General features: G+C 69.2%; 13 protein-coding genes. 4 read left to right on the forward strand and 9 right to left on the reverse strand.

The genetic code is table 11. The features are described from left to right. Positions 1-15: 15 nt before the first annotated feature. Entirely contained in the window at positions 16-1,893 is a 1,878-nt protein-coding gene (locus HNP44_RS01555) for an SDR family oxidoreductase (RefSeq protein ID WP_259144120.1), read from the reverse strand. 116 nt (positions 1,894-2,009) lie between these two features. Here HNP44_RS01555 and dinB point away from each other — a divergent pair, with 116 nt between their 5' ends. Continuing rightward, positions 2,010-3,221, forward strand: coding sequence for a DNA polymerase IV (gene dinB / locus HNP44_RS01560; RefSeq protein WP_259144122.1), 1,212 nt, complete (start codon positions 2,010-2,012; stop codon positions 3,219-3,221). A gap of 18 nt (positions 3,222-3,239) precedes the next feature. Here the strand turns inward: dinB and HNP44_RS01565 are convergent, their stop codons facing one another. From HNP44_RS01565 to purS, 4 genes are all read right to left on the reverse strand, one after another. Next, on the reverse strand, positions 3,240-4,712 hold the full coding sequence (locus HNP44_RS01565; RefSeq protein WP_259144124.1) for an amino acid permease: 1,473 nt from the start codon (positions 4,710-4,712) through the stop codon (positions 3,240-3,242). Positions 4,713-4,874: 162 nt separating this feature from the next. Next, a complete protein-coding gene (locus HNP44_RS01570) occupies positions 4,875-6,152 on the reverse strand; it encodes a M18 family aminopeptidase (protein ID WP_374758739.1) in 1,278 nt (425 codons plus the stop codon). Further along, positions 6,149-6,823 carry a phosphoribosylformylglycinamidine synthase subunit PurQ gene (gene purQ, locus HNP44_RS01575; protein ID WP_259144126.1) on the reverse strand — a complete coding sequence of 225 codons (675 nt, stop codon included), beginning with the start codon at positions 6,821-6,823 and terminating at the stop codon, positions 6,149-6,151. The genes HNP44_RS01570 and purQ overlap by 4 nt, the downstream gene beginning before the upstream one ends. Next, entirely contained in the window at positions 6,820-7,059 is a 240-nt protein-coding gene (gene purS, locus HNP44_RS01580) for a phosphoribosylformylglycinamidine synthase subunit PurS (RefSeq protein WP_259144127.1), read from the reverse strand. Before purS ends, purQ begins: the two co-directional genes overlap by 4 nt. A gap of 82 nt (positions 7,060-7,141) precedes the next feature. Between purS and HNP44_RS01585 the strand changes: the two genes are divergently transcribed. Next, complete coding sequence (locus HNP44_RS01585) at positions 7,142-7,786, forward strand: MBL fold metallo-hydrolase (RefSeq protein WP_259144128.1); 645 nt, start codon at positions 7,142-7,144, stop codon at positions 7,784-7,786. Between the two features lie 13 nt (positions 7,787-7,799). On the opposite strand, the gene HNP44_RS01590 is transcribed toward HNP44_RS01585, so the two are convergent. The 3 genes from HNP44_RS01590 to HNP44_RS01600 all read right to left on the reverse strand — a co-directional run bounded on the left by HNP44_RS01590 (position 7,800) and on the right by HNP44_RS01600 (position 9,903). Beyond that, complete coding sequence (locus HNP44_RS01590) at positions 7,800-8,603, reverse strand: class I SAM-dependent methyltransferase (RefSeq protein ID WP_259144129.1); 804 nt, start codon at positions 8,601-8,603, stop codon at positions 7,800-7,802. A 41-nt stretch (positions 8,604-8,644) separates the two neighbouring features. After that, the gene (locus HNP44_RS01595; protein WP_259144130.1) at positions 8,645-9,343 is read right to left on the reverse strand and encodes a DUF2334 domain-containing protein; all 699 of its coding nucleotides are present in this window, start codon (positions 9,341-9,343) and stop codon (positions 8,645-8,647) included. A 68-nt stretch (positions 9,344-9,411) separates the two neighbouring features. After that, complete coding sequence (locus tag HNP44_RS01600; RefSeq protein WP_259144131.1) at positions 9,412-9,903, reverse strand: glutathione peroxidase; 492 nt, start codon at positions 9,901-9,903, stop codon at positions 9,412-9,414. 82 nt (positions 9,904-9,985) lie between these two features. Between HNP44_RS01600 and HNP44_RS01605 the strand changes: the two genes are divergently transcribed. Beyond that, positions 9,986-10,480, forward strand: coding sequence for a MarR family winged helix-turn-helix transcriptional regulator (locus HNP44_RS01605; RefSeq protein WP_259144133.1), 495 nt, complete (start codon positions 9,986-9,988; stop codon positions 10,478-10,480). Further along, positions 10,477-12,084, forward strand: a complete 1,608-nt coding sequence (locus tag HNP44_RS01610; protein ID WP_259144135.1) for a DHA2 family efflux MFS transporter permease subunit — start codon at positions 10,477-10,479, stop codon at positions 12,082-12,084. Before HNP44_RS01605 ends, HNP44_RS01610 begins: the two co-directional genes overlap by 4 nt. 74 nt (positions 12,085-12,158) lie before the next feature. Here HNP44_RS01610 and HNP44_RS01615 read toward each other — a convergent pair whose 3' ends face one another. Beyond that, positions 12,159-12,773 carry a class I SAM-dependent methyltransferase gene (locus tag HNP44_RS01615; protein WP_259144137.1) on the reverse strand — a complete coding sequence of 205 codons (615 nt, stop codon included), beginning with the start codon at positions 12,771-12,773 and terminating at the stop codon, positions 12,159-12,161. Positions 12,774-12,917: the final 144 nt, after the last annotated feature.

The following is a 12,917-nucleotide window of genomic DNA, read 5'->3' on the forward strand; positions in this document are numbered from 1 at the left end:
ACGCCCGCTCCGCGCCTACGCCGACGCGCCCTTCGCTGCGGCCGAGTCGCGGGTCGTGAGGTAGTCCTGGTGGAGCATCCGCCGGGTTATCCGCGGAGTGAAGGTGCGGCCGAGCGCGCCGACGACGCCGAGCGGCGTGTTCACCCGGGTGGGCCGGTCGCGCATGGCGCGGATGATGATCCGGGCCGCCTTCTCCGGGCTGATCACGTGCGCATCGTCGTAGGCCTCGGTCGGGGCGATCATCTCGGTCCGGACCAGCGGCATGTGGACGTTGGTGAACGTGACGTGATCCGAGAGGGTCTCGGTGGCGGCGATGTCGGTGAACGCGTCGAGGGCCGCCTTGCTCGCGACGTACGCCGAGAACCGCGGCCCCCGCGCGAGGACGCCGATGCTGGAGATGTTCACGACGTGGCCGAAGCCCCGCTCCCGCATGTGCGGGAGCAGCGCGAGGATCATCCGCACGGCGCCGAAGTAGTTCACGTCCATGGTGCGCTCGAAGTCGTGCATCCGGCCGGTGGAGGCCTTGACGGACCGCCGGATCGACCGGCCCGCGTTGTTGATCAAGTAGTCGACGTGGCCGTGGTCCGCGAGGACCCGCGCCACGGTCTCGTCGACGACGTCACCGTCGGTCACGTCGCACACGTAGGCGGACGCCTCGCCGCCGCTCGCCCGGACCTGCTCCGCCGTGGCCTCGAGTTCGGCAGCGTTGCGCGCCAACAGGATCACGCGCGCGCCCCGCTCGCCGAGCTCGATCGCCGTCTGCCGGCCGATGCCCGACGAGGCGCCGGTGATGACCACATGGCGCCCGGCGATCGGATCGCGGCGGCGGAGCCGCGCGGGGTCGAGCTGTTCGCGCCAGTACTGGAAGAGCCGGGGCCCGTAGTCCTTCAGCGGCGGGACCTCGATCCCGGTGCCCTGCAGCGCCCGCTGCGTGGGCTGCGAGGTGTACGTCGCCGTGAAGCCGAGGTTCTCAAAGGCCTTCGGCGGAATGCCGGCCTGCTTGAGGGCAGTGTTGCGCAGGACGCCCACCTTGCCCGCACCGCTGGCGCGCAGGGCGGGGTCCACCACACGCCGCGGCACCCTGCCCACCGCACGGGGCGCGCCCGCGGGGCGCGCGATGGCCCGGTAGAGCTCCAGCACGCTCTGCGGTTCGGGGTTCACGAGGTGGTACGTCCGACCCGTTCCGTCCGGCCGGAGCAGGAGCTCGACCAGCGCCGCGGCGACGTAGTCGACCGGAACGACGTTCGTATCACCGGTGTCCGGCAACACCATCGGGAGCATCGACGGTACGCGCCGCAGGGCGTCGAAAGCCGGGAAGAAGTAGTACGGCCCGTCGATCTTGTCCATCTCGCCGGTGCGCGAGTCACCGACCACGATGGCGGGCCGGTAGACGCGCCAGCGCAGGCCCTCGGCCTCGCGCACCAGCTTCTCCGACTCGAACTTGGTTCGGTGATACGGCGAGGGGAATCCCTGGCCGAGGTCGAAGTCGTTCTCGCCGAAACTCCCCCGGTAGTCCCCCGCGACGGCGACGGAGGAGACGTGGTGCAGCTCGGCGCCGACCCGCCGCGCCAGGTCGACGACCGCGCTCGTTCCGGCGACGTTGACGCGGTCGTTCGCCTCCGCGCTCGCGCCCATGTCGTAGACGGCGCCCAGATGCAGGACGGCGTCGACATCCCCGGGCTCCGCGGCCAGGCCCAGACCGGGAGCGGCGAGGTCGCCGAGCAGCGGGCGGACGCGATCCTCGCTCCAGCGGGCGCGCCATTCATCCAGCTTCGACACGGAGGACGGGCGCACGAGCAGGTGCACCACCGCCTCGGGTTCGCGCTCCAGCAGCAGGGGGACGATCCGGCGGCCCAGGAATCCGGTGGCGCCCGTGATCAGATAGGTACTCATGTGTGCGACTCCTCGGGGAGGCTCTCAGCAACTGACTGTGAAGTAACCTTACTCAATAGTCAGTTCTTGGCAACAGGTGTGACGTACTTGTCGGACCTCGGCGCGATACTGCCGCTATGAGCATGGACGCGCGGGCCGAGGCGTCGATCCTGCACGCCGATCTCGACTCCTTCTACGCCTCGGTCGAACAGCGGGATCACCCCTGGCTGCGGGGCCGCCCCGTACTCGTGGGCTCCGGCGTCGTGCTGGCCGCCAGCTACGAGGCGAAGGCGAAGGGCGTCCGCTCCCCCATGCCGCACCGCGAGGCCCTCGCGCTCGCGCCGTTCGCGATCACCCAGCCGCCCCGGTTCGACGCCTACATGGAGGCCAGCCGCCGGGTCTTCGAGATCTTCCGGGACACCACGCCGCTGGTGGAGGGACTGTCGGTCGACGAGGCCTTCCTGGACGTGGGCGGCCTCCGCGCCATCCGCGGCACCCCGGTGCAGATCGCCGCCCGCCTCCGGGATCGGGTGGCGAAGGAGGTCGGGCTGCCGATCACCGTCGGCGTCGCACGCAGCAAGTTCCTCGCCAAGGTGGCGAGCGCCGTCGGCAAGCCCGACGGTCTGCTCGAGGTCCCGCCCGGCACGGAGCTGCAGTTCCTGCACCCGCTCCCGGTTCGGCGGTTGTGGGGCGTGGGCCCGAAGACCGAGGCCCGGCTGCGCGAGGTGGGGATCGCCACCGTCGGGCAGATCGCCGAGCTGGGCGAGCACCGCCTCGCGGCCTTCCTCGGGCGGGGCACCGCGCGACACCTGTACGCCCTCTCGATGGCGCACGACCCGCGCCGCGTCGACACCGGGCGGCGCCGCAAATCCATCGGCGCGCAGCGCGCCCTCGGCCGCAGGACGAAGTCGGAGGCTGAGATCGAGGGTACGGCGCTGGCGATCGTGGATCGTCTCGGCGAGCGGCTGCGGGCCGCCGGGCGCGTCACCCGCACCGTCGAACTACGACTACGGTTCGACGACTTCTCCTCCGTCACCCGATCCCGATCGCTGCGCGAGCCCACGGATGCGACCGTGGTGGTGCTCACCACCGCGCGCGCCCTGCTCGACGAGGCGATGCCCCTGGTGCGTGAGCGCGGGTGCACGCTGATCGGGCTCTCGTTGGCGAACCTGGAGAGTCACGGCTCGGTGCAGCTCGCGCTGCCCTTCGACGGCGGCGAGCACGACGCCGACCTGGACGTGGCCATGGACTCGCTGCGCAGCCGGTTCGGCCGAGCGGCGGTGACCCGCGGCTCGCTCCTGCATCGCCCCCTCGGGCCGGACGCGCCGATGCTCACCGAGCAGGACTAGACGGCACCGTCGGGATGGTCAGCGCCGGGCTGCCCGCCAGTCGGCGGCGGCCTTCTTCTCCTCCTCGACGCGGGCGGCGAAGGCCCGCCGCGCCGCGAGGTGCTCCGGGTTACGGCGCAGCACGAGGTAGGCGGCACCGACGACGAGGAACCAGAGCGGCGTCACGAGCATCGCCTGCAGCGTGTCGGTCTCGCGGGTGAAGGCCCACAGCAGGAACAGGAAGAACGCGAAGATCACCCACGGCATGACGGTGCCGAGCGGCATCTTGAAGGCGCTGTCCGCGTGCGCCTGCGGACGCCGCGAGCGGTACACCAGGTAGCTGACCAGGATGATCGTCCAGACGAACATGAAGCACAGCGATGAGACCGTGGTGACCACGGTGAAGCCCGCGGACTTGTCCAGGCCGAAGCCGAGCAGCACCACCGACGACAGCATCATCACGCCCGTGAGGAACAGAGCGTTCTGCGGCACCTTGCGGCCCGACAGCTTGGCGAAGACTTTCGGGGCATCCCCCTCGGTGGCGAGGCCGTAGACCATGCGCGAGGTGGAGTAGATACCCGAGTTCGCCGACGACATGGCGGAGGTGAGCACGACGGCGTTCACCAGGTGCGCGGCGGCGCCCAGCCCGGCGAGGGTGAAGAGCATGACGAACGGCGACTCGTCCTTGCTGAACCGGTCCCACGGCACGACCGACATGAGGATCACCAGCGAGCCGACGTAGAAGAGCAGGATGCGGATCGGGATGGCGTTGATCGCGCGGGGCAGGTTCTTCTCGGGGTTCTTCGTCTCGGCGGCCGCGGTGCCCACGAGTTCGATGCCGACGAAGGCGAAGACGGCGATCTGGAAGCCTGCCACGAAGCCCATGAAGCCCTGGGGGAAGACGCCGCCGTGCTCCCACAGGTTGGTGAGCGAGGCACGCGCGCCGTCGTGCTCGAAGCCGGTGATGATGAGCACGGCGCCGACGATGATGAGCGCAACGATCGCGACGATCTTGATCATGGCGAACCAGAACTCGGTCTCGCCGAAGGCGCGGACCGTCGGCAGGTTGAGGCCGATGAGAAGCACGATCACCGCGACCGCGGGAATCCACGGCGGAATGTCCTTCGCCCAGAAGGTGATGTAGACCGAGGCGATCACGACCACGTCCGCGACGGCGGTGACCACCCAGCAGAACCAGTAGGTCCAGCCGGTGAAGTGCGCAGCCCACGGGCCGAGGATGTCGCCGGCGAAATCGGAGAAGTTGCGGTACCCGGTCCGGCTGAGCAGCAGCTCACCCATCGCGCGCATGACGAAGTACAGCATGAAGCCGATCACCATGTAGACGACGATCACCGACGGCCCGGCCACCGAGATGGTCTTGCCGGACCCCATGAACAGGCCCGTGCCGATGGCGCCGCCGATCGCGATGAGCTGGATGTGGCGATTGCTCAGGGCTCGGGTGAGCTGCTCACCCTCCTCCGGATTCGACGGTGCCGCGGGTGAGGTGGTCATGCTGCGGGACACTAATCGATCCCGGTGAGTCGCAGTTCACTCGGGAGGCGCAACGGGGCCCTCGGACCGCGGCGTGCCGACCCACGTACTGCTGGACTTCGGGGGCCGAGCCCGTCGGATCAGCCCGGCCTGATCAGAACGAGCGAGGAAGGCCGGGGCGGATCAGGCCGGGGCGAGGAAGGCGGCGAGGGCGGCGGAGTAGTAGCCGATGTCGGCGGAGCCCATGAGCTCGCGCGCGCTGTGCATCGCAAGCTGCGGCGCGCCCACGTCGACCGTGGTCAGGCCGGTGCGGGCCGCGGTGATCGGACCGATCGTCGAGCCGCAGGGCAGGTCGGCGCGGTGCACGTAGCGCTGCAGCGGAACGCCCGCCTGCTCGGCGGCGAGGGCGAACAGCGCCTCGCCGTCGGAGTCCGACGCGTAGCGCAGGTTCTGGTTCACCTTGAGCACAGGCCCGCCGTTCACCGCGATGTGGTGCGCGGGCTCGTGCCGGTCCGGGTAGTTCGGGTGCGTCGCGTGCGCCATGTCGCCGGACGCCACCGCGGACAGGCTCAGCGTGCGCAGGAAGTCCTCGCGGCTCAGGCTGTGCGACAGGCCGATCCGCTCCAGCACCGTGATGAGGAAGTCGGACGCGGCGCCGCGATCGGAGCCCGAGCCCACCTCCTCGTGATCGAAGAGCGCCAGCACGGGCACGATCCCGTCGACCGGGGTGACCGCCAGGAGCGCCTCGGTGCCCGCGTAGCAGGTGCCCTGATTGTCGAGCCGGGGCGCGGAGACGAGGTCATCGTCGGCCCCGACGGGGCGCGACGGCGCCAGATCGTGCGTCATCAGCTCGAAGCCGAGCACGTCGTCGGCGGCGTAGCCCTCCGAAGCGGCGACCCGCGCGAGGAAGCCGCCGGCGCCGGCGGTGCCCCAGATCGCGCGCAGGTGCCGCTGAGGATCGAGCTCGACGCCCTTGCGGTTCTCCGAGAGGTGGATGGCGAGCTGCGGCACGCGCAGGAGCGGTTCATCGATGCGCACCAGCGTGTGCACCACCTTGCCGCCCTCGCGGACCGCGATCCGACCGGAGACGCCGAGGTCGCGGTCGAGCCAGGAGTTGAGCCACGCCCCGCCGTAGGGCTCGAGGAGCACTTGCGCGAGCCCCGCGGACTCAGCGTCGTGATGCTGCTTGACGCGCAGGTTCGGGCTGTCGGTGTGGCCGCCGACGATGCGGAACGCCGGGAGCTCGCCGTGCTCGCAGTGCGAGGAGTCGAAGGCGATGATCGAGCCGCCGCGCACCACGAAGTACTTGCCGGGCCCCGGCCAGACGTCGTGCTCGACGAGCTCCGTGTACCCGGCCTCACCGAGGCGGCGGGCCACCGTCTGGCACACGTGGAAGGGCGAAGGGGAGGCGTCGACGAAGGCGCACAACCCTCCGGCGGAGGCTCGGCCGGTAGCCATCAGGCCGACAGCACCGCGTCCAGCGCGGAGTAGAAGATACCCAGCCCGTCGTCCGACGGTCCGGTGAGCGCCTCGGTGGCGTGCTCCGGGTGCGGCATGAGACCGACGACGCGGCCGTTCGCCGAGGCGATGCCCGCGATGCCGCGCATGGCGCCGTTGGGGTTGTCGCCCGCATAACGGAAAGCGACGCGGCCCTCACCCTCCAGCTCGTCGAGCACGTGCTCGTCGGCCACGTAGCGGCCCTCTCCGGACTTGAGCGGCACCAGGATCTCGGCGCCCGGCTCGTAGCGGGAGGTCCACGCGGTGTTCGTGGCCTCGACGCGCAGCCACTCGTCGCGGCAGATGAAGTGCAGGCCCGCATTGCGCACCAGCGCGCCGGGCAGCAGGCCCGCCTCGCACAGGATCTGGAAGCCGTTGCAGATGCCGAGCACCGGCATGCCCTTGCCCGCGGCCTCGACGACCTCGGTCATCACGGGGGCGAGGGAGGCGATGGCGCCCGCGCGCAGGTAGTCGCCGTAGGAGAAGCCTCCGGGCACGACGACGGCGTCGACGCCCTGCAGGTCGTGGTCCTTATGCCAGAGGGCGACGGCCTCGCCGCCGGCTCGCTCGACCGCGCGCGCCGCGTCGACGTCGTCGAGCGTGCCGGGGAAGGTGATGACGCCGACGCGGGTCACGCGTCGACCCGCGTCACGGTGAAGTCCTCGATCACGGTGTTGGTGAGCACCTCGGCCGCGATCCTCTCGAGCTGATCGTCGCTCAGGTCGGCGTCGACCTCGAGCTCGAACCGCTTGCCCTGCCGCACATCCGCGACACCGGCGAAGCCGAGGCGGTCGAGTGCGCCCACGATCGCCTTCCCCTGCGGGTCCAGGATCTCGGCCTTCGGCATCACGTCCACCACAATCCGTGCCACGTTGCGGCTCCCTCTCGATTCGACCGCGCGCTCGGGTGTCGATCGCGCTGTACGGGTCAGTTTACCGGCGCATACTGGCGACATGCGACTCACCCACTTCCACCATTCGTGCGTCCTCGTGGAGATGTCGGAGACGCGCGTGCTCTTCGACCCGGGCACCTTCTCCCACGGCTTCGAAGGCCTGACCGGGCTCGACGCCATCGTCGTCACCCACCAGCATCCCGATCACATCGACCCCGCCCGGATCGACGCCCTCGTCGACGCCAATCCCGACGCGCAGCTGTTCGCCGATCCCACGACCGCGGCCGCGCGCGGCGGACGCTGGATCGCAGCGCTCCCCGGTCACGACTACGGCATCGGCAACCTCATCGCGCGGGCCGTGGGCGGCACGCACGCGGTGATCCACCCGGACCTGCCGACGATCGACAACACGTCGATCCTGCTGGGCGACGAGGAACGCATCGGCCGCTTCTACCACCCCGGGGACGCGCTCTTCGTGCCCGACGTCTCCGTCGACGTACTCGGCCTGCCCGTGAACGCGCCGTGGTGCCGGATCAGCGAGACCGTCGACTTCTTCCGAGCCGTGAATCCCGCCGTCGGGGTGCCCATCCACGACGCTCTGCTCTCCGCGGAGGGGTCGGGGATCTACCTCGGCCGGCTCGCGGACATGCGTCCGGACGGTGCCGACTTCGTCCCGTGGGGCACGGAGGAATCCCGCGAGTTCTGACGGTGCTCGGCGCTCAGGCCCGGAAGAGGTTCATCCGGTACGCCGAGACCATCGGCGTGAAGCTCGCGATCCGGAGCAACAGCCGGTATTTCCAGGGCCACCGCGCGGCGACGGCGGCCTGGGGCTGCCCGAACGACCGACTTTCGAGGAGTCGCACGCCCACGGACTCGAGTGACCGCGGGTCGTCGCAGGTCCACTGCATCCGTGCGGGGATGGATCTGAAGACGGGGTTCTTGTCCTGGTTGTTCATCATGAACGCGCCACCGGTGTCGATCGCGATCCGGTCGCCCGGGAACCGTCGGGCGATGCGTCCGAGCACGTCGCGTACCCGATCCTCGGGGAAATACAGCAGGACCGCCTCGGAGAGCAGGAAAACTGGGCCGCCACGCTCGACGACGCTCGCGTGCCAGTCCTCGTCGAAGATCGAACCGGCGATCATCGTGTATCTGTCCCCGTCCGCGAAGAACCTTCTACGCAGCGCCATCGTGTCGGGGACGTCGAGGTCGAACCACCGGACGGTGCCGTTGTCGAGCCGGTCGAAGCGCGTGGAGAGTCCGCAGCCGAGATCGACGACGGTGCCCTCGGGGTGCTCGGTGAGGAAGTCGCGCACGTACTGGTCGAAGATCGACGCGCGCAGCACCGCGCCGGGCAGCGACGGACCGTTGAATCTCCTGAAGTCGTAGTCGATGGACTCGACGAGATCGATCGCCGTGGTGTCACCGAGCACGCTCCGCCGCGCGGCGGCGTCGCGCGCTCGCCCGTACAGCGGGATGAGGAGTGTCTCCTGGACGTCGCCGAGCTCGACCTTCACCTTCATAAGGTCACCCTAACCAGATCGTCAAGGGGCTCGCGTCGGCGTCACGCCGCGAGGAGCACCTTCACCCGGTGCTCGTAGACGGCCGGCACCGCGCCGTGGTGCAGGGTGAGGTCGACGGCGTCGAGCATCGTGCGCGAAACCGTCGACGAGGCGAGCCGGCGGGCGTCGACAGCGAGACGGAGAGTGCCGCCCCGTCGGGCGATGCGGTTGGCCTGGGCGAGCAGAGCCCGGCACCACCAGGGCTCGCTGAGGAAGCCGTCGCCGATGCCGAGGACGCGGGCCTTCTCCTCCTCGCCGGTGACGAGGTCGGTGATCGCGGTGTAGCCGAGGTTGAGCCGGAATCCGGCGTTCGGCAGGGCGAGCACCGCGCCGGTGGAGGCGTTCCAGCGGGGCGCGGCGAAGACGCGGGTGCGCAGGCCGACGGTCTCGAGGACGCGATCGGCTGCGGCGAGCCGCAGCCCCGCCTCGTGCGCGCCGAGGGTCGAGGACTCGGCGCGACGCCGTTTCGTCGCGGCCTGGTCGTAGCCGTTGAGCACGATCGCATCGCCTCCGGCGCGGCGCTCCCGCAGGAAGGACTGGGTCGACGGGTCGTCGAGCAGCTTGTACTTGCCCTTCAGGCGTGGCGCCACGAGCAGCGAGACGGGCACTCCACGCTCGTCCATCTGCGCCGCGAACCGTTCCACGTCCGCGCGAGTGGTGTCGGAGAGGGCGGAGACGGAGACGTACAACGGCGAACTCATATCCGCAGTGTGCGCGCCCCAGGTGTCCCGTTCGGGGACGACAGGTTACGTGTCGCCCAACTGGCCGGTCAGGCCGGCAGCACGGCCTCGATCGCGGAGACGACGGCGTCCGACTCCGGTTCGGTGCGAGGCCGGAAGCGCTGCACGCTCGTGTGATCCGGCGCGATGAGGAATTTCTCGAAGTTCCACTGGATGTCGCCGGCCTCACCCTCGGCGTCGACGGTCTTCGTCAGCTCCGCGTACAGCGGATTCCGATTCTCGCCGTTGACCTCTGCCTTCTCCAGGAGCGGGAAGGTGACACCGTAGCTCGTGGAGCAGAACGTCGCGATCTCCTCTGCGGTGCCGGGCTCCTGGCCGGCGAACTGATTGCAGGGCACGCCGAGCACCGTCAGGCCGCGATCGGCGTAGCGGGTCGCGAGGGCCTCCAGGCCGGCGTACTGCGGGGTCAGCCCACACTTGCTGGCGACGTTGACGACGAGCACGGCGCGGCCGACGTAGTCGGCGAGGGAGGTGGCGGCACCGTCGAGCGTGGTGAGGGCGATGGAGTCGAGAGCGGTCATGCGCCCGAGCCTACGCGGAGGTGTAACGCAGGACACATCTATCTCAATTGCGCAATGGTTGCGCGAGAGTTATCGTTTTTGGGTGCAAGCAACCTCCACGAACGTCACCCCTGAGGACCTCACCACGGTCTTTTCAGAGTTCATGGGCCGACTCATGTGCAACGTCACGCAGGAGAGTCTGGGCACCATGTTGTCGTCGGACATCACGGCGCACCAGTTCCACATCCTGCTGCAGCTCGCGGCGGCTGAGACCCCGCTCCCGATCAACCGGCTCGCCGATGATCTGGGGCTGTCCGTCGCCGCCACGGGACGCAACGTGGAGAAGCTTGTCCAGCTCGAGATGGTGGATCGGCGTGAGGACGCCTCGGACCGCCGGATCAAGAACCTGACCATCACCGACCTCGGGCGAAAAACAGTTGCGTCCGCGATCAGCGACAAGCACCGTGAGGTACTGAGCTTCGCGGAGCGACTCCCGCTCGCGCTGCGCGTCCGGCTGTACGACGTGATGGTCGAGATCCTCGACGAGGGCCTGATCCCTCCGAACCCCTTCTTCACCGCAATGAAAGAGAACGCATGAGTACCGAGAACACGCTCGAGAAGAGCGAGATCCCGCACGCGGGTGAGGGCCTCGACCGTCGCGTCCTGATGGTGGCCGGCGTGGTCGTCCTCGGGTCGATCATGGCCATCTTGGACATGACGATCGTGGCCGTCGCGCAGAACACCTTCCAGTCGCAGTGGGGCGCCTCGCCCGCCACCGTCGCCTGGACGATGACCGGCTACACCCTGGCGCTCGCCGCCGTCATCCCCGTGACCGGCTGGGCCGCCGACCGATTCGGCACCAAGCGGCTCTACATGGCCGCGACCGCGATGTTCGTCGCCGGTTCGGCGTTGTGCGCCACCGCGACGTCGATCGACCTGCTGATCCTGTACCGGGTCCTCCAGGGCCTCGGCGGCGGCATGCTCATGCCGCTCGGCATGATGATCCTGACCCGGGCCGCCGGCCCGGAGCGCATCGGCCGCGTGATGGCCGTGCTCGGCATCCCGATGCTGCTCGGCCCCATCGGCGGCCCGATCCTCGGTGGCTGGCTGATCGAGTCCTTCTCGTGGCACTGGATCTTCCTGATCAACGTCCCGATCGGTGCGATCGCGATCACCTACGCCTGGTTCGTGCTGGACAAGGACGAGCCCGTGAAGGGCCAGAAGTTCGACCTCATCGGCTTCGTGCTGCTCTCGCCCGGCCTCGCGCTGTTCCTGTTCGGCGTCTCCTCGATCCCCGAGGCGCAGGCGGACACCTCGATGTACGGCGAGCGGGTCATCCCGGCCACCGTCGTCGGCCTGGTCCTGATCATCGGGTTCGTGTTCTGGGCGCTGCGTGCCAAGCTGCCGCTGCTCGACCTGCGGCTGTTCAAGAACCGGAACATGACCGTCGCCATGATCACCTTCGCGATGTTCGCGATGGCCTTCTTCGGCAGCTCGATCCTGTACGCGCAGTACTTCATCGGCATCCGCGGCGAGTCGACTCTCATGGCCGGCCTGTTGCTCGCCCCGCAGGGTCTCGGCGCCATGCTGACCATGCCGATCGCCGGCGTGCTCACCGACAAGATGGGCCCGGGCAAGTTCGTCATGACCGGCCTCGCGCTCATCACCGGCGGCATGATCGCGTTCACGCAGCTCACCCCGGAAACCCCGTACTGGATCCTGCTGGGCTCGCTGTTCATCCAGGGCCTCGGCATGGGTATGACGATGATGCCGACCATGTCGGCCGCGATCCGCACGCTGGCACCGGAATCCATCTCCCGCGGTTCCACGCTGACGAACATCGTCCAGCAGATCGCCGCATCGATGGGTACCGCGATCTTCTCGGTGCTGTTCACCAACTGGCTGACCAACGCGGGCCCGGCGATGCAGACCCCGCAGGGGGAGAAGCACACCGGTGCGCTGGCCTTCGGCCTGAACTCGAGCCCCGATGCCCGCGAGGGCGGCATCGCGATGTTCCAGGGCGAGAGCGGTTTCTCGAAGTTCCTGCACGACAACCTGCCGTTCGCGGCGGAGGCTTTCGGCAACACCTACTTCGTGGCCGCGATCCTGGTGGCGCTGTGCATCATCCCGGCGTTCTTCCTGCCCCGTTCGCACGAGGCGGATACCGAGGCCGCCGAGCGACAGATGGTCATGCCGCACTGATCATCGCCTGATACGACGAGTGCCCGGTCCCCGTTGGGGGACCGGGCACTTCTCGTCGGTCGACGGTTCGCGGATCACCGCCCTCGGTAGTAGACGACAGGCCCCACCATCGCGATCGTTGCCGACCCCACGACCTCCACGTCGATACCTGCCTCGCGGAGGACGGCCGGAACCGCGTGCTCGTCAGCAGCGAAGGTCGCCTGTGGAGCCGAGCGCGCGTGCCGGTGCCCCACGACATCGACGAGGTGAATCGTGCCGCCGGGCCGCAGGACGCGACGAACCTCTGCCGCCGTCTCCCGCTGCACGTCGGCATCGAGGTGGTGGAACATGTACGCCGAGAATACCCGGTCGAAAGTGCCGTCCTCGTAGGCGAGTCGCTGCGCGTAGCCGAGATCGATCCGAGCGCCCCGCACTCGGCGCCGTGCTCGCTCGAGCGCGAGCGGGTCCGGATCCACTCCGACGGCCGCGATGCCCGGTTCTGCGCGGATCGCTGCGCGGAGCAGGTTGCCGGTACCGCAGCCGATCTCCAGCACGTCCAGCCCCGGACGCAGCTCGGCTTGGGCGACCAGCGCCCGGTGCGTCCGGCCCACGCGGAAAGCCCGGGACATCAGGTCGTAGAACGGTAGCCGCCGGTCGGTGCCGGCAGCAGGGATGTAGTCGTGCTCGGGACCAGGATGATTTGTCGTCATGGAGCCAACGATCCACCGTTTTACCTGCTCCGAGTTGATGGATACGGCGCAATAGTTGGACTATTGTCGGAGCATGCCCCTGCCGTCAGCGCGTGCACTCCGGCACGGCGTCCCGGTCTTCAGGTTCCCTCCGCGACCGGACGC

Source organism: Tsukamurella ocularis (assembly GCF_024807615.1).
Classification (GTDB): Bacteria; Actinomycetota; Actinomycetes; order Mycobacteriales; family Mycobacteriaceae; genus Tsukamurella; species Tsukamurella ocularis.